17 protein-coding genes and 1 pseudogene are annotated in these 22,520 nt (G+C 41.4%); 10 read left to right on the top strand and 8 right to left on the bottom strand.

All coding sequences use genetic code 11. From position 1 onward, the window contains the following. Positions 1 to 19: 19 nt before the first annotated feature. A complete protein-coding gene (nusB, locus tag CZ367_RS07310) occupies positions 20 to 982 on the bottom strand; it encodes a transcription antitermination factor NusB (RefSeq protein WP_077196258.1) in 963 nt (320 codons plus the stop codon). A gap of 264 nt (positions 983 to 1,246) precedes the next feature. On the opposite strand from nusB, the gene CZ367_RS07305 reads away from it, so the two are divergent. The 9 genes from CZ367_RS07305 (at position 1,247) to CZ367_RS07265 (ending at position 10,793) form a co-directional block, all read left to right on the top strand. Continuing rightward, the gene (locus CZ367_RS07305; RefSeq protein WP_077196257.1) at positions 1,247 to 1,837 is read left to right on the top strand and encodes a 50S ribosomal protein L25/general stress protein Ctc; all 591 of its coding nucleotides are present in this window, start codon (positions 1,247 to 1,249) and stop codon (positions 1,835 to 1,837) included. Positions 1,838 to 1,886: 49 nt separating this feature from the next. Beyond that, a complete protein-coding gene (gene pth / locus CZ367_RS07300) occupies positions 1,887 to 2,459 on the top strand; it encodes an aminoacyl-tRNA hydrolase (protein WP_077196256.1) in 573 nt (190 codons plus the stop codon). Next, positions 2,459 to 2,881, top strand: a complete 423-nt coding sequence (locus tag CZ367_RS07295; RefSeq protein WP_077196255.1) for an RNA-binding S4 domain-containing protein — start codon at positions 2,459 to 2,461, stop codon at positions 2,879 to 2,881. The genes pth and CZ367_RS07295 overlap by 1 nt, the downstream gene beginning before the upstream one ends. A gap of 27 nt (positions 2,882 to 2,908) precedes the next feature. After that, positions 2,909 to 3,487: a phosphoribosylglycinamide formyltransferase gene (purN, locus tag CZ367_RS07290; protein WP_077196254.1), complete on the top strand. Its 579-nt coding sequence runs from the start codon at positions 2,909 to 2,911 to the stop codon at positions 3,485 to 3,487. A 236-nt stretch (positions 3,488 to 3,723) separates the two neighbouring features. After that, entirely contained in the window at positions 3,724 to 4,965 is a 1,242-nt protein-coding gene (locus CZ367_RS07285) for an N-acetylmuramoyl-L-alanine amidase family protein (RefSeq protein ID WP_077197392.1), read from the top strand. A 14-nt stretch (positions 4,966 to 4,979) separates the two neighbouring features. After that, positions 4,980 to 5,960 (top strand): MlaD family protein, encoded by a 981-nt coding sequence (locus tag CZ367_RS07280; RefSeq protein WP_077196253.1) that lies wholly within the window; start codon positions 4,980 to 4,982, stop codon positions 5,958 to 5,960. 787 nt (positions 5,961 to 6,747) lie between these two features. Beyond that, the gene (gene dnaA, locus CZ367_RS07275; RefSeq protein WP_077196252.1) at positions 6,748 to 8,154 is read left to right on the top strand and encodes a chromosomal replication initiator protein DnaA; all 1,407 of its coding nucleotides are present in this window, start codon (positions 6,748 to 6,750) and stop codon (positions 8,152 to 8,154) included. Between the two features lie 248 nt (positions 8,155 to 8,402). Continuing rightward, the gene (locus tag CZ367_RS07270; protein ID WP_077196251.1) at positions 8,403 to 10,100 is read left to right on the top strand and encodes a putative transporter; all 1,698 of its coding nucleotides are present in this window, start codon (positions 8,403 to 8,405) and stop codon (positions 10,098 to 10,100) included. A gap of 147 nt (positions 10,101 to 10,247) precedes the next feature. Next, complete coding sequence (locus CZ367_RS07265) at positions 10,248 to 10,793, top strand: TFIIB-type zinc ribbon-containing protein (protein ID WP_077196250.1); 546 nt, start codon at positions 10,248 to 10,250, stop codon at positions 10,791 to 10,793. A gap of 106 nt (positions 10,794 to 10,899) precedes the next feature. On the opposite strand, the pseudogene CZ367_RS07260 reads toward CZ367_RS07265, so the two are convergent. The 7 genes and pseudogenes from CZ367_RS07260 to CZ367_RS07230 all read right to left on the bottom strand — a co-directional run bounded on the left by CZ367_RS07260 (position 10,900) and on the right by CZ367_RS07230 (position 19,957). Next, positions 10,900 to 11,923 (bottom strand): annotated as a pseudogene (locus tag CZ367_RS07260) (porin). A gap of 480 nt (positions 11,924 to 12,403) precedes the next feature. Then, positions 12,404 to 13,555 (bottom strand): hypothetical protein, encoded by a 1,152-nt coding sequence (locus CZ367_RS07255; RefSeq protein WP_077196249.1) that lies wholly within the window; start codon positions 13,553 to 13,555, stop codon positions 12,404 to 12,406. A gap of 520 nt (positions 13,556 to 14,075) precedes the next feature. After that, complete coding sequence (locus CZ367_RS07250) at positions 14,076 to 16,913, bottom strand: putative LPS assembly protein LptD (RefSeq protein ID WP_077196248.1); 2,838 nt, start codon at positions 16,911 to 16,913, stop codon at positions 14,076 to 14,078. Positions 16,914 to 16,978: 65 nt separating this feature from the next. Further along, the gene (locus tag CZ367_RS07245) at positions 16,979 to 17,521 is read right to left on the bottom strand and encodes an HDIG domain-containing metalloprotein (protein ID WP_077196247.1); all 543 of its coding nucleotides are present in this window, start codon (positions 17,519 to 17,521) and stop codon (positions 16,979 to 16,981) included. Positions 17,522 to 17,569: 48 nt separating this feature from the next. Next, positions 17,570 to 18,616: an aminotransferase class I/II-fold pyridoxal phosphate-dependent enzyme gene (locus tag CZ367_RS07240; protein ID WP_077196246.1), complete on the bottom strand. Its 1,047-nt coding sequence runs from the start codon at positions 18,614 to 18,616 to the stop codon at positions 17,570 to 17,572. 34 nt (positions 18,617 to 18,650) lie between these two features. Beyond that, positions 18,651 to 19,232, bottom strand: coding sequence for a hypothetical protein (locus CZ367_RS07235; protein ID WP_077196245.1), 582 nt, complete (start codon positions 19,230 to 19,232; stop codon positions 18,651 to 18,653). Between the two features lie 5 nt (positions 19,233 to 19,237). Next, entirely contained in the window at positions 19,238 to 19,957 is a 720-nt protein-coding gene (locus CZ367_RS07230) for an RNA methyltransferase (protein WP_077196244.1), read from the bottom strand. Between the two features lie 83 nt (positions 19,958 to 20,040). Between CZ367_RS07230 and tamL the strand changes: the two genes are divergently transcribed. Further along, entirely contained in the window at positions 20,041 to 22,311 is a 2,271-nt protein-coding gene (gene tamL / locus CZ367_RS07225) for a translocation and assembly module lipoprotein TamL (protein ID WP_077196243.1), read from the top strand. The last annotated feature ends 209 nt before the right edge of the window (positions 22,312 to 22,520 follow it).

Here is a 22,520-nt window from a genome sequence, read left to right as displayed (position 1 = left end):
CTCCGTTGCGATTTCCTTGTCAACGGTCGTCACGTTGACGGCGTTGACGTGGCTCTGGCATAGGCTTTAACATTGCATTGGTTTCAACAAGAAATCGTGCAATGGTGTCCAACATACCATTGATGTAACCGCCACTGCGAGGTGTGCTGTACAGCTTAGCCAACTCTACGTACTCGTTGATAGTAACGCTTACAGGAATATTTGGGAATGTTAGCATCTCTGCAATTGCAATTTGCATAATCACAACGTCCATATAAGCCAAACGAGAGAAGTCCCAATTGCGGCTTGTTTCGCTCATATAACGCTGATAAGTATCGGCATTGAGAATGGTAGAGCGGAACAGCTTGGTAGCAAACTCACAATCTTCCTCGTCCTTAAATTCTGGCAACAACTCTTGTTCGGTCTTGTTTGCAGGGTCGAAACGCTTGATGGTCTTGATAACGAATGTATCTACAATTTCCTTATCATCGTTCCAATAAAGGCTTTTCTCCTCCAAAATAGCGTCCAAGTCTTCATTTTCCTGAATTAAAGTACGATATATCTTTCGCCACAATTCACGGTCGAGCTCGTACGAGTCGTCTTCGCTTGCCATATACTCTTTATATATGGTACTCTGCTCTATCTGGTCGCATAGCTTTCTTACTGCGTCTATATCGTCTTCCCATCGTTGTTGCTGTCCTTCCATATAGAGGTTGAGTTGCTTATTCTCTTCCAATTGAACGGCAAACTTATTGTAAGCAAACTTTTGCGAAGGTTCTTGTGTTCCTTCACGTTTAGCTCTGTTGGTCAAAACCTCTACACGTCGGCGTTCCTCTTGCGTGATTGTTACAATGAGAGACAAGAGATAATTGTAAAGTCCGTAGGCTTTTGATAGACTGAAAAGCAATTCCTTTTCTGCCTTATCGATGTTACGTTCTCCGTTTTGATAATAAGCGTAGGTTAACTGAACTATTTTTATTCTGATTAAATCTCTATTTATCATTGTATGTGTTACTTGTGTTCTTTTAATTTCTATTGTTTTGCAAATGTAATTAAATTCCTTGTGACTACCAAAAGAATATGTGTATTTTCTTGTTTTTTTAGACTAAAGCTTGGCTATATCATATTAAAAACGTAACTTTGCACCGCTTTTTGCAAATTGGAAATTCATCTTAACAATGCTATTGTTGGAAACGAAACGAATTTTTCAGTGTGTGATGGCGAATTAAATACATTATATTAATTTAGAGTAACACAAACAAAAAAAATGAAAGAAATTAAGATTTCAGGTCAGAAGCGTGAAGCTAATGGTAAGAAAGCAGCTAAGGAACTCCGCAAGGAAGGTTTAATCCCTTGTAACCTTTATGGTGAAGCAAAGCAGGACAACAAGCCTGTTGCATTCTCATTCGCATCACCTATGGCAGAGTTGAGAAAGCTTATCTACACTCCACACATCTACATTGTAGAGCTTACAATTGATGGTGAGAAGCACTTGGCTGTAATGAAGGAAATCCAGTTCCACCCAACAACAGACGCAGTGCTCCACGTTGACTTCTATGAAGTAAACGAAACAAAGCCTATCGTAATGGGTGTACCTGTTAAGCACGTAGGTTTGGCACAGGGTGTACGCGATGGTGGTCGTATGAACAAGTCAATTCGCAAGATTAACGTTCGTGCTCCTTACACTCAAATCCCTGAAACACTCGAAATAGACGTTACAGAACTCCGCGTAGGTAAGAGCATCAAGGTAGCTGACCTCTCATTTGAAGGTCTCGAACTTGTTACTCCTAAGGAAGTAGTAGTATGCTCTATCAAGGCTACACGTAACTCTATCCAAGCTGCTCAGAGCGAAGAGTAATTAACAAAAGAATTATTTTTTGAGTCCGCTCAATAAAAACATTGAAACATTGGACAAATATTTGATTTGTGGATTGGGCAACCCTGGTAACGAATACGAGGGAACTCGACACAACACAGGATTTATGGTATTGGACGCTTTTGCTAAAGCGTCCAATATTTGTTTTGAGGACAAACGATATGGATTTGTAGCAGAAACAATGCTCAAAGGTAGAAAGATTATCCTCCTAAAACCCACAACATTTATGAACTTATCGGGCAATGCGGTGCGCTATTGGCTCAATCAAGAGAAGATAGACGAGAGCCGATTGTTAGTGATTTCAGACGAATTGGCACTCCCATTAGGAGCGTTTCGCCTGAAAGCCAACGGTTCTAATGGTGGGCACAACGGACTGGGACATATCCAACAGCTCATCGGACAAAACTATGCACGCCTTCGTATGGGTATAGGCAACGACTACCCAAAGGGTGGACAGGTAGATTGGGTATTAGGGCGATATACCGAAGAGGATATGAAGACTCTCCAACCAAGCATCGACTTAGGTGTTGACATCATCAAGAGCTTTGTTCTTGCTGGCATCAACATCACAATGAACCAATATAATAAATTAGGTAAGAAATAATGAACGAGGTCGCAAGAATAGACAAATGGCTATGGGCAGCTCGCATTTTCAAGACCCGTAGCATAGCTTCGGACGCTTGTAAGAATGGGCGCATTACGATAAAAGGAGTGAACGTGAAACCTTCGCACACCGTAAAAGCAGGTGAAGTGGTAAGCGTAAAGAAACCTCCTATCACTTACTCGTTCGAAATTCTGCAACCCATAGAAAAGCGTGTGGGAGCGAAACTCATACCAGAGGTGTACAAAAACGTAACCGACCCTAAGCAGTACGAGCTGTTGGAAATGAGTCGCATCAGCGGTTTTGTAGACAGAGCCAAAGGTACAGGCAGACCAACGAAGAAGGATCGCCGTCAAATGGACGAGTTTATCGACCCTGCAATGTTTGGTTTTGACGACTTCGATGACGATTTTGATGATGTATAACCCCAAGGTTTAAAATCCAAAACAGATATGGTAAATATTGCAATTTTTGTATCGGGAAGCGGCAGCAACTGCGAGAACATAATCCGTTACTTTAGCAATCGTAACGATGTGAATATCAAGCTGGTAATAAGCAATCGTGCCGATGCCTATGCGTTGGTAAGAGCCAAGAACCTGAATGTAGAGTCGGTGGTTATTCCCAAGAGCGATTTTGGAAAGCAAACAGAGGTGCTAAACCTTTTGCGCAACCACGAGATAAATTTCATCGTCTTAGCTGGTTTCTTGCTAATGATACCCGACTGGCTCATTAACGCCTACCCACGCCGAATGATAAACCTACACCCTGCCCTCCTTCCTAAGTTTGGTGGTAAGGGAATGTATGGCCATCACGTTCACGAAGCTGTGAAAGCAGCAGGCGAAACCGAAACCGGAATGACCGTACACTGGGTAAGTAACGTGTGTGACGGTGGTGAAATCATCGAACAATTCCGCACTCCGCTCACCCCTAACGACACACCTGACACCATTGCCGACAAAGAGCACGTATTAGAAATGGAACATTTTCCACAGATTATAGAAAGAGTATTGCAAGCCGAAAAGCTCATCTAAGCAATACCAAACACAAAGAGATAGAACCTTCCACCTCTATTATATATAAGTCAGACAGAGTGGAAAGTTCTATCTTTTTTTATTCCTTAGTTTTTCCACTTCTAACTTTCTTCCCTACTCTTTCTATCTTTTTATTGCTCATTTGCAATAGCTTATCCTTAATTAATGGTAAAAACAATATCCCACACGAATGAGTTTAACCGAAAATTATTAACTTTGTCTTTTGTATTATGGATATGATGAAGAAGACATTTTGCCTTTTTATGGTATTTGTATTCTTTGCCCTTACCGCCGTAAGTGCAAAGAAAAAGTTTACACTCGTTATCGACCCTGGACACGGAGGTCACGACGCGGGAGCAATAGGAGCATTTTCAAAGGAAAAAGACATCAACCTCAACATAGCTTTAGCCTTTGGAGAGTATATCGAACACAATCTTTCGGACGTAAGAGTGATATACACACGCAAAAACGATGTATTTGTTTCGCTGAAAGGACGTGCAGACATAGCCAATCAAGCCAAAGCCGACTTGTTTATATCAGTACATACCAACTCGGTTCCCGTAGGAAAAGTTGCCCCACAAGGATTTCAAGTTTACACCCTCGGTATGCACCGTGCAAAAGACAACCTTGATGTGGCTATCCGTGAAAACGCTGTAATCTCGTTGGAAAAGAATTACGAACAAACTTATGAAGGTTTCGACCCTCGCTCCTCAGAAAGCTACATTATGTTCGAGTTCCTTCAGTCGGCTAATATGGCACGAAGTGTAGAATTAGCCAAATACATTCAAAGGTCTGTTTGCCGCACCGCCTACCGCAACGACAAAGGCGTGCACCAAGCAGGTTTCCTCGTTCTTCGCGAAACCTCTATGCCCAGTTGTTTGATAGAGTTAGGGTTTATCACCTCACCCGAAGAAGAAGAATTTCTCAATTCCACCCAAGGCATCAATCTTATGGCACGAGGCATCTATGAAGCTTTTGTGCAATACAAGAACCAATACGACGACCATATCGTAATTCCCTATCGCTCAAACTCTACCAAGCAATTCACCGCCACAAGTGTGCTCCCAAAGGTAAATTCACGCCCCGTTGTACCAAGCGAGAAACCTAAGATACAACGTAAGGCTACACCTGCGACAACACAGAAAAATAAAGAAACAAAGGTAAAAACCGAAACAAAGAAGCCAGCAACACCAAAGGAGAACCCTAATGCACCCGTATTCAAATTGCAAGTGTTTGCCATCAATCGCCAATTGCGCCCTGGCAGCGAACAATTTAAGGGATACAACGACATCACCTCATTTGTAGATGGAAATCTATATAAATACACTATAGGCAGCAGCACCAACTATAACGAAATATATCGCTTGCGCAAGAAGATTTTAAAAGACTTCCCACAAGCGTATATCATAGCATTCAAAAATGGCAAACCTACAAATGTGAATGATGCCATAAAAGAATTTTTACAAAATAAGAAATAAATTTAAAAGAGTATATGAAGAAAACCTTCACACCCGAAGTTAAGATTGCCTTAGTAGCAGTTTTGGGTATCATTATTATGTTTTTTGGAATGAAATTCCTCAAAGGGCTCAATCTTTTCTCATCAGACGTGGCTTACACAATGCAATTTGACCAAGTAAACGGATTAAGCCCAGCCACTCCTATCTTTGCCAATGGTTACAAAGTGGGCGCAGTGAAAGACATTATTTACGACTTCGATAATCCGCAAAAAGGCATCACCGTAAGTGCAAACATTGATAAGAGTATGCGAATACCCGAAGACACAAGGGCAGAAATAGTAAGCAACCTTATGGGCGATGTGCAGGTAAACCTCATACTGGGCAATAGTGCGCAATACCTTCCTGAAGGTAGCGTTATCAGCGGAGCACTCAACAACGGAGCAATGGGCGAAATGAAGGCCTTCATACCACAGGTTCAAAAAATGATACCTAAGCTTGACAGTATTCTTATGAATGTGAACAACCTCTTATCCGACCCAGCTATGGCAAGCACACTGCACAATGCCAACAAGATAAGTGCCGACCTCACCACATCGAGCAAGCAGCTCAATACCCTACTCTATCAGCTTAACAGCACTTTACCAACAATGGCAGGCAAGACAAACTTGCTTTTAGACAATGCTAACGGTGTAATGGTAGGAGCAAAAGCAGGTATGGCAGACGCCCGTTCAGCCGTACAAGGGGCAAACACACTGATGGCTACACTTAATAATAAGGTGGAAGCATTAGAAGTGCAAGCCACAGTGAACAAACTAAACGCAGCCTTAGAAAATGTGAATGAGCTAACAGCAAAACTCAATAGCAACAAGGGGACAGCAGGATTGCTCCTCAACGACCCCACATTGTACAACAACCTTAACAACGTGATGCGCAATGTAGATAGCTTGGTAGTCAATCTCAAGGCACACCCTAAGCGTTATGTTCACTTCTCGCTCTTTGGCAAAAAAGACAAGTAAGATAAGCAGATGTTCCCTCGGATGCGCACTTTGCATCAAAGGAAAAATAGACCAATAGCACGCCAAAATATATCACGCAGAAATAGCGTTATAACATATTGGCAGTAAAGCACTTACAGACGAGCTGCAAAACATATATGTTTCAGCCCCCAAAACATATATGTTTTATACGGTCAAAGTTGAACTTTCACCTCCCCAAACATATATGTTTGAGAAACAAAAGATAGATGTCTTGTCTCCCAAAGATGACAAAAGGAAATACAGAACACTTTTTCATAAACAATAAAGGGAAAACATAAGGCAGAAGAAAATAAGAATTACACCTTATTATATATAAGGAGCAGAAAATAGAAAGATAGTAGGTTGGTATCAACACACTATCTTTTTTGCTTTCAAAAGATGGTCGTTTTATCCCTTATTTAAATATAGTATAAATAACAAGATTAAAGTTTCACGCTTTAAAGGAAAAATCTAACGTACGTGAATATCAATCATTTCTGAGCAAAACAACAAAGCCCCAGCATTTCTTCGTGAAACGCTCACAACTCATTTTAAGTATTTGATAATGAGTACGTTTGATATATGCAAAAGCGAGACACAAGTCCTACATACTATTTATCGTCTAAGCCCCAATAATTTAGCATCTTACAGCCCATTAGAATAAAATGATAGATAACATAAACTTCCACATTATATATTTTTTTATTACCTTTGTACTATCAATTTAGAACGTCGGTCACAATAGTTATACTATCGTTGAAACGCAAATAAGATACATTTTACAAATATGAACGCAAACGCAAATGAGCTTTGGAAGCAGTGTCTCCTTATTATAAAGGAGAACGTTACCGAGCAACAATTTAATACTTGGTTCAATCCTATTGTATTTGAAGCCTACGATACAGCTTCAAGTACATTGTTGGTACGTGTTCCAAGTTCGTTTGTGTACGAGTATTTGGAAGAAAACTATGTAGACTTATTGCGCAAAGTATTTACCCGTGTTTACGGAAAGGGTGTGCAATTGCAGTATCGCGTTGTAACAGACAAGGCACACAACTTGACACAAGACATTCAGTCTGACTCGGTAGAAAAGCTCCCAACACAAGGAGCTACAAACCGTGGCAACCAAGAACCATCTCCAATGGACGTTGCCGCACAAGAGTTAGACCCACAATTGGACCCACACAAGTCGTTCAACAACTACATTGAAGGTGATAGCAATAAGCTACCACGCTCTATAGGACTTTCAATAGCAGAGCACCCCAACACATCACAGTTCAACCCAATGTTCATTTATGGACCTTCGGGCTGTGGTAAAACTCACCTCATCAATGCAATAGGCTTACACATCAAGCGTCTTTACCCACAAAAAAGAGTGCTTTATATCTCAGCTCGCTTGTTTGAGGTACAATATGGATACGCCACATTGAACAACAAACGAAACGACTTTATTAGTTTCTACCAAACCATCGATGTACTCATCATCGATGATATACAAGAGTGGATAGGCTCTGAGAAGACACAGGACACCTTCTTCCACATCTTTAACCACCTCTTCCGCAATGGTAAACGCATCATTCTTGCGTCAGACCGACCACCAGTCGACCTCAAAGGTATGCACGACCGCTTGCTCACACGTTTTGCTTGTGGATTGATAGCCGAGTTGGAAAAGCCTAATTTGCAGCTTTGTGTAGACATATTGAACAATAAAATTAAGCGTGACGGCTTGTCTATTCCTAACGATGTAGTGCAGTACATAGCCCAAACAGCTAACGGCAGTGTGCGTAATCTTCAAGGAGTTATCGACTCATTGATGGCTTACAGTATCGTTTACAACAGCGATATTGATATGCGCTTGGCAGAAAGAGTTATCAAGCGTGCCGTAAAAGTGGACGATGAGCCACTGACAGTAGACGAAATATTAGAGAAAGTTTGCGAACACTTCAACGTAACTACTGCGGCCGTAAACTCACGCTCACGCAAGCGCGACATCGTAGTGGCACGCCAAGTAAGTATGTATTTGGCACAAAAGTTTACAAAGATGCCCGCAAGCCGTATCGGAAAACTTGTAGGAGGTCGCGACCATAGCACCGTACTCCACAGCTGCTCGCAGGTAGAAAAACGATTGCAAGTGGACAAAGGCTTTACAGCAGAGATTTCAACCATCGAAAACTCGTTCAAATTAAAGTCTTAATTCCCTTCCTTAAACGCTTTATCCTTTTCCCATTATATAAAAAGAACAAAGCGTAACACCTAAAAATTATCCCTTTTGCCCCCCAAAAAACACTTCCCAACCATAATTATTGAAAGACCAAGCCTAAAAAACTTAGAGAAAAGAAGAGGAAAAGCAGAATAGTGCAAAATACTCGTATAAAAGAGTGCTTTTTAAAATTAATTAAGTAACTTTGCACCCACTTATAAACACTTTTCTAAAATTATACTATGGATTGGTTAATTACTCTTTTCACAAAAGAAGACAGCATTGCGCACATCGCATTGCTCTACTCTTTAGTAATCTCTTTGGGTGTCTACCTCGGAAAAATCAAGATTGGTGGCATCTCATTGGGCGTTACATTCATTCTTTTCGTTGGTATCTTAGCAGGCCACATTGGCTTCACAGGACCAAAAGAAACCCTTACCTTCTTACAAGACTTCGGATTAATTCTGTTCGTCTTTATGATTGGTCTCCAAGTAGGACCAGGTTTCTTCGAGAACTTCGGTAAAGGTGGCTTAAAACTAAACCTATTAGCATGTTGCATTGTTGCACTCGACGTGTTGGTAATGTTTGGTTGCTACTTCTTGTTCTTCGACTCTAAAGACCCATCAAACCTCCCAATGATGGTTGGTACGATGTATGGTGCGGTGACAAACACTCCTGGTCTTGGTGCTGCTAAAGAAGCTATTAACACCGTTTTCCCTAACGGTTTCAACTTCGACATCGCCAATGGTTACGCATGTGCTTATCCTTTGGGCGTTATAGGTATCATCGGTGCATCGCTTGCTATCCGCTTCATCTGCAAAGTAGATATGGAAGCTGATGACAAACTACTCAGCGAAAACGAATCAGAAGACCCACAATCAAAACCACACGTTATGTACCTCAAGGTTGAGAATGCATATCTCGATGGCCGTACATTGCAAGATACGACCAAATTCCTCAATCGCGAAGTTGTCTGCACTCGATTGATGCAAAACGGAATAGTATCAGTGCCTAAGCGTGACACCGTCTTCAAGAAAGGCGACGAGATATGTGTAGTATGCACAGAACCAGATGCTGAAGCTGTACGCACATTTATTGGTACCGAAATCGAGGTAGATTGGAACGAAGAACAGCAGCCTCAAAAGATGGTTAGCCGTCGTGTAGTAATCACAGACAGCGCAATGAATGGTAAGACATTGGGCAAAATGAACTTCACTTCTGTATATGGCGTTAACATTACACGCATCAGCCGCCAGGGAATGGATATGTTTGCAAGCAGCAGCTATCGCTTCCAAGTAGGCGACCGCATTATGGTTGTTGGTCCAGAAGAAAACGTACAGCGTGTAGCCGACCTCGTTGGTAACTCTGAAAAGCGTTTGAACCACCCAAATATTGCAACTATCTTTATCGGAATCGTTGTTGGTTTGCTCTTCGGAAGCCTTCCATTGAGTATTCCAGGTATGCCTGCACCATTGAAATTGGGTCTTGCTGGTGGTCCATTGATTATCGCTATCCTCTTAGGACGTTTTGGTTATCGTTTCCATCTTGTAACCTATACCACCACATCGGCTAATATGATGGTTCGCGAAATAGGACTTGCGCTCTTCCTTGCATCGGTAGGTATCAAGGCAGGTGCTGAATTCTGGAACACAGTAGCTCAAGGCGACGGTCTCTTGTACGTGTTAACAGGTTTCCTTATCACCATCATTCCAATTCTTATCATTGGTCCTATTGCACGCTTGAAGTACAAGTTCAACTACTTTACCATCATTGGTATGATTGCAGGAGCACACACCGACCCTCCTGCATTGGCATACGCAAGCTCTATTTGCAATGGTGAAGCACCTGCATTGGGTTACTCTACTGTTTACCCATTGACAATGTTCTTACGTATCCTTGTGGCACAGTTGGTAGTTCTCTTCTGCTGTGGTGGACTATAAGAAATTATCAATGATTGAGCTTATTTTGAATTAAGAACTTCTCAATCATAATCATACAAAATTTAAAGGCTGAACTCGTATGAGTTTGGCCTTTTTTATTGGTTTCTTTTCTCTGTATCAAACTTTTTTTATACTTTTGCGGTCGCAATGAGATACTCTGTAAATTGTAATCAATGTGGTCAAGAGTTTATAGCTGAAACCGAAACTCCTGGCAAACAAAAGTTCCGCTGTCCTTACTGTGGAAGCGTGTTACTATGCCAATTGGGTGAAGACAAACCTTTCAGAACCAAAGCTCGTTCGGTATTGCCTCTGGTAGATAGTCGCACTATAAGCCCAAAACAAGAGGCAAAACTTCCTATAGCTAAGGTCAAGGTATTGGCTAAAGTCACTTCAGAGAAGTTGCAAGCAATGAAGCAAAGCATAGTTGAAGGCACTGAAAACGTTAGTCAGATAGCTGTAGCAGCTACAAATACCACCGAGGAGTATCTCTCTAAATCGTCATCAAAGCTACAAGCTTTCCAAGAAAAATATAGTGATGGCAATCTGTGGATATTCTTTGGCTTTAGCTTTGCTTTTATTTTGCTTATCTTTGTAGGACTTTTTATTTGCGCACAAGTAGTAAATTTCGTTTATGAAAGCCACAATTTGCTCTTCAAAGAGTATATCGAAATGAAGAACAACTTGGGCTTTTAAAAGCAAAGATTAAATCGTTATAAGGAGAGTTTACTGAACGTTGCAGAATAAAGGATCAAAATAATAGCATCCAAAGATTAAAACTTATCTGCTTAAAACTTCCAAGTTAAAATCGTGTCATCACTTCTAAGACTATCTTATTATTTTCAGAAGGCTTAGGAATAGCTCCATCACGATAGAAATATTGTTCATAATTGAGCCTTATATCCGATACAAATGGCTTATCGATACTCAATGTCATTCCGCCTGTAACTCGTGATCGTTGATAATCGTTTATTATCAATGTGCCTTCGTTATTAGTTTTCTCATCTTTATAACGCAGCCCGTCGCTGTGGTCGTCCATATAGTCGAAGCGTATGAGGGGCGAAGCTTTAGTAAACAGCTGTGTATGTAAGGGTACGTCATAGCTTACAAATGCATTTACCGAATGAACGGATTGGAAGGCTTTGTGTCGATATTTCTTATACAAATATTCTGCTTCTATATGCCAATTCTTCGAATGATAGTTTGCGCCCACATCATACATCATTACCGAAACATTATCAGGTTTTATTTTTTGTGTACTGAGAACAAGGTTGAAACCTTTTGGGAAAGCCACTTGAATTTTAGCTGAATAATTGATATTATTTGTCCAAAAGTCTTTTTGGTTGGTAAGTCCCGACCCATTAAAGATGCCCATTTCCATTCGTATTGATAATCCTATATTGAGCGAATATCCCATCGTTGCCCCTACATCGCCGTACATTGCCTACTTGTTTGGCTATAAATGAACGATTGGCAAAATACTGTTGGTGGGGCGAGCGATGTGCATCTATTGTAAACGGAACACGCATCTGTCCAATAGTAAAGTCGAGTTTTGGAACTGGTGTTAGGCGTGTGTAGGCATCAAGCATCTTTATTTTTCCTTCGTCCGAGAGGTCTATTTCGGCTTTATAGTCTACCCACTCTAACAATCGTCCATTAATACTCAATCGAGCATTTCTCACCTCAAATCTTCCTTTCTTTTCGCTGTTTTGGTATTCATACTTTCCACGAATAGTGCCGTGAATTTGAGATGTTTTGTCCATTGTCTGCTGCTCTTGTGCACAAAGGTTAGGTGCAATAGCAATAAAAGCGAGGGCTATGCTCATTGAATGATAAAGTTTTTTCATTATTAATTATCGGTTTACTATTTGGTTGCAAAGTTAGATAAGTGATACTGCAATGATATTTCACCAATATTAAAATAATGTTTCAATTATCATAACCGAAATATAGGACGTAAATAGCACATAAGGCTGGTTCTATAAATTACCACCGCATATAGTCATTAAATTTTTATGAAATACGTTTTGTTATCTTTTGGCTTCTTTTTATATAAAACGGGCTGCGCCTCAACAATTCAAACAAGTTTGATTGCATTCGGCTTGCTCCGTTTTTGGTTCAAAATGTAAGTTCGTTCAGTCGTGTAGCTCGCTATACTCCTTCACTCTCTTGCATTTTGACCTCAAAAATAAGCTCAAAATCTAACAAAGCTAATTTATAGAACCAGCCATAAAACAAAGAGGAGACACACCCGTAACGAGTATATCTCCTCTCTTTTATAGAAATAGCTGTATAGCTTCGTTGGCTTACTGCATTACAACTTTAGAAACCTTGAAACTACCATTAGCCATCTTCACTTTCTTGATAACTATACCAGAAGTAGGCTTCGAGATGCGCTTACCTGTAAGGTCGAAATAACTAACCTCCATTGCTTCGTTCGCATTATTCATCACGCCGTTAATGCCCGCAGTATTGCCGCTAAGCATACAATAGGTATAAAACCCTATTGGGTTTGGATATTCTGGACCGTGATTGAAAACAAGCGTAGTGCCTTCTTTCAGAGTATAGGTGTCGGCTGCTTCATTATAAACAAACACAACATCTGCCATATTGCCCATATCGTCAATAAACTCCATTATCTTAGAGCAACCTTCAAGATAAATCATTGCAGGCAACATACCCAGGTACTGGTCTTTAGCAAAGGTTATGTTCTTGTTTGCATCCATCTTACCCTTGATTACGCCATCAGGACAATACTTGAAAATGCCTTTAAAATAAACATCATCGCCTGTACGAGCCACCTTAACAATATCGCCTTCGTACTTGATTACGCCTGTTTCGCTTTCAGGGTCAGGAGTTGAAGCTGAGAGCACATAGTTTTTAGCTGTTACGCCTGCAGGCATTTCGGTAAGCTTTTCGGCAAGTGGAGTAAGTTCTACCCCAAATTCACCATTGCTTGCCCAAGCTTCACCGCTATCATAAACCAAGGTAAAGCCTATAATTTTTTTGCCATCCTTGCCTATGCTACTCATTACGATGTTGTCGCCTTGGATTTCATAGGTAAATTCAGTATCGGCACTCTTTTTATATTCTGTGCCCACCATTTCATAAACATCAAGCTTTAATGTTGTGCTTACACCTTGTCCCATACTCGGAATAAACAATACAGGCTGACCTGTTTTAACGGTGATAACGTTGCCTTCTTTCTTACCCAATACCCAAGTACCCGTATGAGCAGCGGCTATAGGATCTTTGAAATAAACTTCGTTCGAAACAGTTGTTACTACTTCCATTGTGGTGTAACGAATATCTTCGGGCTGACCTGTGCCTTGATTGATAGTTTTACCTATGCGTTTGTAAAACTTATGAACACCTGCTGGAACTGTTTTGATAACATCCTGTGCACTTGCACCGATTGCTAAAACTACACTAAGCGCAATAAGTAAAAATTTTTTCATACTCTCTTGTCGTCTATATAAATGTTAATAATTATGTTATAGTGCTGCAAAAATACTATAATATTTCCAAAAGAACTACTTTTAAGCTAATATTTTCTTGATATATGATTTATATTTTACAAAATATAAATAAAACATAAAGATTTTATACAGCTTTTTCTATATCTATGTACAACAACCCAACCAAAGGAGAACACAATGAACCAAAAGTATGATTATGCCGTATGATAACACGATGTATCATTGTTCTATTTTTCCTTATCCTATCTTTTAAAAACAATACATTAATCTTTAAGCGATGAAACATATATGTTTGGGTATGCCAAAGTTCAACTTTGAGAGGGTCAAACATATATGTTTGACAAGGCAAAACATATATGTTTTAGAACGGAGTTATAACAATCTCATAGCCAATAAGTTATAAAACAAAAATATAGACCAATACCTTTTAAAAGCATTGGTCTATATTTCGGTTAGTACCTCTTGAAAGAAGCGGACTAAAAACAGAATAACGGATGGATTAATACCACTGTATTGCGCTATTTATACCACTACGCTTGTCGTACTTCAAAGCATCGGTAAGCGTTGCCGCATTGGCTCTAAAACTGAAGTTGTACGATGTGTAAGGAGCTAAAACAATAGAGGCACTCATATTGAAGCAGTGGAGGTCGCGCGAAAGACTTGCTGTGGTCATACTTATTGCCTTATTTTCAAAGTCGTAACCTGTTGAGAAGTTAATGTTCCACCCATCACTTATACGCACATTACCACTAACGTTGAGCGTCTGCGAGAACTTGTAAGGATAGCGCATTGTCTTCTTGTTAAATGTGCCTTGTCGGTTCTCTCGCATCGTGATACCATACCCAAAGGTGAGCGACCACGGCATATTAAATCGCATATATCCATCGTCATCGGTGTCTGCCATATTGCCTCCGTTTTTCTTGGCTGCGTGTTTACCCCGCTCCATTGTGTTGTCCATATTCGATTCCACATTAGGGTCAGGACCTTCACCATCGTATGTTGGCTTCTCATTATCGTCGTCGTCCTTGTGTCCAAACCACTTTTTCAGCTTTTCAGGATTGAGCGTGAACGAGAAGTTTTGCGACATTCCTTGGAAACGAGGTAAACGTCCAAAGCCCCATTCGGTATGGTTTCCTACAAAAGGATTGCCATTAGCATCAAGTTCGTAAGCATAGGTTGCAAACTTGGCATTCATAGAGAAAGTGTAGTTTTTCCACCATTTCAAACGCAAACGCACACCAAGGTCGCTCCAACGATGGAAATCGGTTGCTGCATTGTACGACATTGATGCGCCAAGCTCATCTATAATGCTTATCTTGCGCACACCTGTAGAGTCTTTATCGCTCTTTACCTTCATCTCTATGTTGTTGCTCACGTCCCACGTTATCATTTGGGTGCGGGTCTTACCAGGGACACTATACAGCTGTCCCTCGAATGGCGAATATTCCACAAGTTTCACTTCTCCATTTGCATCGGTGTACTGATAGCTGTCGTAGTAGCCGTAACGAGATGCACCGAAATTAGGCGAGTAAGACAAACTTACCTGTGGCGTAATGACGTGGCGTATGGCTTGAATTTTGTCACCAAATACTTTCTTGTTCGGAAGCCAAAAGCCATAGAGCTTAGTATTAGCCGAGAGCTGCAACGACCAATTGTAAACGTTGTAAAAACCTGATACGGTGTCTTTTTTCGCTGTACGATTAGCCTCATCCCACTGTTGTGTTACCTTGCTGGTATAGGTGCGATCGGTGAAATTGAACGATGGTGTAAGATTGATATATTTAAATAAGGTGAAGTTGCCTTGAACGGGAATGGTGTGTTGCATACCGTGTCGCCATTGCTTCATAAAGTTTGCTTTCAACAGTCGGTCTTCTTTCGCTGTTATCGAGTTGGAGAGTTGACCTGTATAGCTCACTGATATTTTCTCATACCATCGTTCTTTGCCCACTGCGTGTTTACGTTTGAAAGGGTAAAGACGACTGAGATTGATGTTCAAATCGGGCAAAGTAAGACTAAGGACTGAGTCGCGCATATTCTGCGATAGGTTGGCTGTGGCACTTAACGACAACCCTATGCTTGAAAACTGTGTGCTCCAACTTACTGATGATGTACGTGTACTCTGTGTGAGTGTTTGCGGATTGTACATACTGTTAAGATTGTTGCGTTCGTAGCTCGATGTGGCAAAGTTGACACTTGCCGAAAGGGTGTTGAAAGGACTCGACTTAGGGTCTTGACGGTGGTTCCACTGAATTTTAAAACTGGTTTGCTTGCTATAATCAGGCAATCCTTTGTCGCCCAATCTTGTATCTTGATAGCTTGCAAGGAACGCGCCCGAATAACGATAACGCTTGCGGTAATTGCTCGTAGCACTAAGTCCCCAAGAGCCACGTGTATAGATTTCGCCCAAAAGTTTCAAGTCCCATTTGTCATTGATTGCAAAATAATAACCGCCATCTCGAAGATAAAAACCTCTATCTTGCTCTTCACCATAACTTGGCATAATAAATCCGCTGGAATACTTCTTTGAGAAGGGGAAAAAACCATAAGGTATAGCCAATGGCAATGGCACATCGGCTACTACAAGATAAGCTGGACCAAAGACAACGTCCTTGTTAGGACGCACTTTAGCACGCGAAAGAGCGATGTAAAAGTCGGGATGGGGCTTGTCGCACGTAGTATAGCGACCGTGTTGCAGATAGATTACGCCCGAAGAGTCGCGTTTGGCACGCTCACCACTCAAAAATCCGTCGTCTTGAGCTGTGTACACGCCTTTGATAAGTCCTTTCTTCGACTTAAAATTAAACGCCATTGAGTCGCTCGTGTATTCTTGTTTGCCCATCGTAAACGAAGGTTTGCCCTTCACTCCTCCCTCTGCTGTACTATCGGCAGTACCCGTAGCACGCACCAAACTGCTGTCTACGTTTAGCGAAACCTTGTCGCTGTTGAGCTTTATAGTCTGATAATTCACTTTAACAGAGCCATATAGGTGTGCCACACCTGTCTTTGCATCATACACAAGTGAGTCTGCAGCAGAGTAAGTTACGGGGGCTTCTATTCCGTTCGACTTTGCTTTCATCACGCTATCACGATAGATGGAGTCGTCAATGGCTTTGTTGTGTTTATAAATAGCCTTCTGAAGAGAGTCCATTTTGGTAGTATCTATCTGCTGGGTATCGGTCTTTGCTCTGTTTTTCATTTGTTGCAAAATGGTGTCCACTACAATGGTAGTGTCCTTGGCTTGACCAAACAAAGGAGAAAGAAAAGACATAACGGGTGTATTTGCCATCGCAAATACGATGACAAACGACAATAGGAATATGAGAAACTTAGCTTTCATTGTGCAATATAACGTGCAAAATTAAGCAAATAATGGGATATTAAGGGGATATTACCCTATTTTAACTATTTCCATTCAAACATTCTGTGCCACGCATTGAAGCGTATTAAACCTTCTTCGCCAAACTTTGAAAGGCTTTTTTGTGCTTGTTCGAAAGTTTTTTCGTGGTCTAAACGAGTTTTAGAGTAGAACTTATCAGCATAACATATCACTTGTTCTTCCATCGTTTCTGGAAGAAAGTCTTGAGCTGGTAGGGGCAATTTGCGCTCTTCGATGCTGCTCTTCGTTAGCCCTGCTCCTGTATGGCGTTCGCAAACTCGAGCGTGCCGTGGATAACCTTCAGCTCTTAGCAATTCAGCACCTATGCGTCCGTGGCATATATAAGGGGCTGTGCCGTAACATTCTATGCCCTCTGCGTTGCATTGATAGATACCTATGTCGTGCAACATTGCAGCTTCTTCTACAAATTGCTTATCCAATTGCAGTTCGGGGTGTACCTCAGCGACGCGTAAAGCTCGGTCTGCCACACTTCTACTATGCGTCAGCAAGATGTGTTTCAGCGTGTTATCGTCTGGATAAAACTTATCTATTATTGCTAAATAATTCATTCTTTATCTACTTTTTATTATTCTTACTCGTGTCAATTGTCTATCATTTTAGCATTTCCCTTCAAACTGACGGAGCGCACCGATGAGCTTAGCATTTTCAGTCTTACTACCTATTGTCATTCTAAGACAGTTGTTGCAAAGGGGCAAAGTTGACACATCGCACACCAACAGCTTATGCGCTAACAGATAATCGTACACGGCTTTAGCATCGGTAAATCGAGCCATAAAGAAGTTGGCATCGCTCGGAAAGACCGCTGTGCAGAAAGGTAACATTGCCAAAGCTTTCATCATAGTAGTGCGTTCGGTAAGTATGAGCTTCTTCCAATCGTCCTTGTCAATGTTACGTTGCAACATTTTAAGTCCCAAATCTTGAGCGGGAGAACTTACAAGATGGAACGTTCTTACTTTATTATATATATCTATAACGGTCTTATTGGTGTAGGCTATGCCGATGTTAAGTCCAGCCGAAGCCCACGAATGAGCCATCGTTGAGATGACAACGAGGTTGGGAAAGCGGTCCAAATATTGACTAAAGCGAGGCTCACGATGAAAGTCCGAATAGCTTTCATCTAATATTACCAAGCCTTCAAATCCATTGATTAAGCGCACGAGTTCGTCCTTATCCATCACATTGCCCGTGGTATTGTTGGGCGAAGCTATAAAGATAAGCTTTGTATGTTCGTCGCATTGGGTCAATACGTTGGAAGCATTGAGTTGGAAAGTATCAGTCAATAATGCCGAACGATAACCCACATTGTTGAAAGCGACTATACTTTTGATTGCTGAATATGTAGGTTCTACCACCACAACATTGTCCTCACAAGGGTCGCAAAATATACGTATTGTAAGGTCTAACAGCTGTTCTAAGCCGTTAGCTATGAATATATTGTCTGCATCAAGTCCCTTTTTGGGGGCTAAAACATTGCGCAATTCTCTTTGAGAGGTATCAGCATAACGGTTGTAAGGCTTATTGAATGGGTTCTCATTCCTATCCAATAGCGTTATTTCGGCTGTGGTATCAAGGTCTGAACGTGGGTCGTTCACACCCTGAAAGTTGCACAAATGTCGTCTTAGCAATTGTTCTAACCTTTTCATAAGCAATATGTTTATTGTGTTAAGGGTCTCGCTTTTATGCCTTGCGCATCGTGTCTTTGGCTACCATCGTTCCATACAAGAACATCGCAGCGTATGTCTGCCACGTGCGAACAAGGAGCATAAGGAAAGCTGTGACGAATGTTGTGCTGCCCACCAACAACCAATAAGTGGTGCTGAGAGCATCTCCATCGCCCATTTCTATATTGTCTTGATTGGCTGCAAAGGCACGAATAAGAATAAGAAGTGGAACGCAAAGAAGTGTAAAACTTGTCCACGAGGCAGTACGAACCAACAAACAGAACGAAAAGTACGACCCCAAATGGCGTTTGCGCAGCTTCTTTCCTTTGCGAATGGTGTCCAATTCGCCTGTTATCGCAAATGTTTTTTGGCTCAAAATATAAACTGCCACCATCGCAAGCACAAGCAAAAGCGTAGGAATGTACCATTCTGAACCTTTCAGAAACGTAGTCAAGGAGGTAGAAAACAAAGCCGAAGCAGCCAAAAGACGTGTTATGGTATTCTGAAACGTAGTCTTTAGGTGTGTGCGCCAATAGCGATAACCTTCTGCAATGCAACGTCTTATACTTCTTATCGTTATCAATTCCATTTCTTCCATATCGTTTATTCCTTTCTTCGTCTAAATTCAGAGCATACAATAGATGTAGCAATTGCCACATTAAGCGACTCTGCTTTGGTTTCGTTGGTCGAGAAATTGGGTATCAAAAGTTTCTTATTTACTTTCTTACGAATAGCCTCCGTAATGCCTTTACCCTCGTTTCCCATCACAATAAGCCCATTCTTTGTCAGCTGCTGTGTATAGATGTCTTCCCCATCAAGCAATGTTCCGTAAACAGGATAATCCTTTGGCAATGCGTCTATAAAGCGTTCAAGGTCTGTATAATGAACTTCCACGCGTGCAATACTGCCCATTGTGGCTTGAACAACCTTAGGATTCCAACAGTCGGCTGTATCTATGGAACAGAAAATATGGTGAATGCCAAACCAATCTGCCAATCTTATAATTGTACCAAGATTACCAGGGTCCTGCACACCATCAAGGCAAAGCATCAGCTCGTTTGCAGCAAGGCTTACAAAATGGTCGAGTGGGAAAACATCGGGTTGACGCTTCATTCTGAAAACACCCAACTTTCCCTGCGGATGCTGCAAGAACGAAACCTTTCGAACATCGTCCTCATCATCGAAAACCTCTTCTGCCACATAGCCAGCAGCAAGCAAATCGCCTACCACCTTTGGACCTTCTGCCACAAAAAGTCCTTGTTTTTCTCTGCCCTTCTTTGTTTCTAAGGCTTTTATTAGCTTTATTTTATTCTTTGTTATCACAACGCAAATTTACAAAAAACTATGCAGTCGCCCAATTTACTCTCAACTTTTTAGTATCTTTGCGCCAAAAATAAGGTTATTAGATGTATCAAAAAAGGGTTTCATACACGTGTGTGCTATATATAATAGGTGTAGTAAGCATAATTCTCACTTCGTGTTCGGCAGAAAAATTTGTTGCCGATGGCAGTTATTTGCTCGATGAAGTGGAGCTACGCTCTGATGAAAAACACTTTGATGCTTCACAGTTGGCACAGTTTGTACGCCAAAAGGGAAACTCACGCTGGTTCTCTTTCTTCAAAATACCTTTGGGTACGTATGCGCTTGCAGGACGCGACACCACCAAATGGATAAACCGAACACTGCAAAAGATAGGCGAAGAGCCCGTGATTTACGACACAGTGCAAGCCAAACTTTCAAGCGAAGACCTCCGTATAGCAATGAACAATATGGGCTATATGAATGCACACGTAGACATAAAGACCAAAACAAAAGGCAAATGCCTAAAGGCTATTTACACCTTACACCCGGGTGAGCCTTTCTTAATCAATCGTTTTGATTATGATATTCAAGACTCTATCATCGCAAACATTCTTGCTCCACACTTAAAACACGAGTTTGATGCGGAGCACCCACACCAATTTACAGTATCAAAACTTGATGCTCAACGCAAACGACTTACTCAAATTCTTGTAGATTCGGGGTATTATCGCTTCAACAAGGATTACATCTACTACACAGCCGACTCAACCCAATCGTCGCAAATGGTAGATGTAACGCTCCATCTCACAAAGTATCGTGCCAACCGACAGGCTATTCCAACGCTTCACCCACGCTATATTATAAATAAGGTGAATGTGTTTGGAAGCGACTCTACAGGTTTGCATCTCCGTCAAAGTGTAATAAAAGACAACAACCTATTAGAGGAAGGCAACTACTTCTCAGCTACCAAGTTACAAAAGACTTATAACAACTTTGCCCGATTGGGTGCAGTGCGTTACACCAACATTGACTTTCGTGAGGTGCAGAACCTGCAAAATCTTATTATCGGTAAAAATATAGCACAGCAAGATAGTCATATCAACTATTTGGAAGCCAACGTGCGCTTATCAAACAACAAGCCTAACACCATAGCCTTCCAACCCGAAGGTACCAATACAGCAGGCAACTTGGGTGCAGCAGCTGTGTTTACGTACCAAAATCGTAACCTCTTCCGCGGAAGCGAACTCTTTAGTGTAGAACTTCGTGCAGCTTTTGAAGCCATAACAGGATTGGAAGGTTACGACAATCACGACTACGAGGAGTACAGCGTTCAAACTCGCTTGGAGTTTCCTCGCTTTCTTTCACCTCTCACAGGTAAAAAGTTTCGCCGCCGCAACAATTCCACAACCGAGGCAAGCCTAAGTTGGGACTTGCAAAACCGTCCAGAGTTTCACCGTCGAGTATTCTCTGCTGCATGGCGTTACAGATGGAGGAACGAACCCAAACATCTACTTTTCGACCTTGATGCAGCAGACCTTAGTTACGTGTATATGCCTTGGATAAGCCAAACGTTCAAGAAAGACTACTTGGACGATGTATCCAATCGCAACGCCATACTACGTTACAACTATGAAGACCTCTTTATAATGAAGCTCGGATTTGGTGTAAGCTACAACTACAACGATGTAGCTATACGGGCGCAAGTCGAGTCGGCAGGCAACTTACTATCGGGTGCAAACACCATCTTTAAGTTTAAAAAGAACGCTCAAGGACAAAACAAGTTCTTGAACATAGCCTACGCACAATACCTCAAGTTCGACTTCTCATACACTAAGATATTTCGGTTCGACACACGCAATGCCCTTATTCTGCATAGCGACTTCGGTATAGCGTGGCCCTACGGCAACAGCAAAGTGTTGCCTTTTGAGAAGCGATACATCTCAGGAGGTGCAAACTCGGTACGTGGATGGAGCGTAAGAGAGTTGGGACCTGGCAAATTTCGTGGTACAGACGGACGCATCGACTTCATCAATCAGACGGGTGATTTGAAGTTAGACCTCAATCTTGAGTATCGCACCCACTTGTTTTGGAAGTTTGATGGGGCAGCCTTTATTGATGCAGGTAACATCTGGACACTTCGCAACTATGCCGAACAAACAGGTGGACAGTTTACATTCAAGGATTTCTACAAACAAATAGCTGTGGCTTACGGCGTAGGTATGCGCCTCAACTTCGATTATTTTATCCTACGTTTCGATGTAGGTATGAAAGCCATCAACCCAGCTTACACCACGAGCAAAGAACACTACGCCATCATAAATCCCAACCTTCGCCGTGATTTCAATTACCACTTTGCAGTGGGATTGCCTTTCTAAAACATTGTGTGCACACAGCTTAAAACCCAAATCGATCGTTAGACTTCTTCGAGATTTGCGAGCTTATTTTGAGCTATTTTTGGTTGTTTTTGAAGACGTTTAGCGAGCTAAACAACTGAAAAAACAAACGAAAAGAGCCAAAATAAGGTGCAAAGACGAAGAAAAGCATAACAGCTAAACGCTTTAAAAAGCCTCTGCGGGCTAATAAC

The organism is Prevotella ihumii (genome assembly GCF_900155655.1).
Lineage (GTDB): Bacteria > Bacteroidota > Bacteroidia > Bacteroidales > Bacteroidaceae > Prevotella > Prevotella ihumii.
This window is presented reverse-complemented; position numbering and strand designations above follow the sequence as displayed.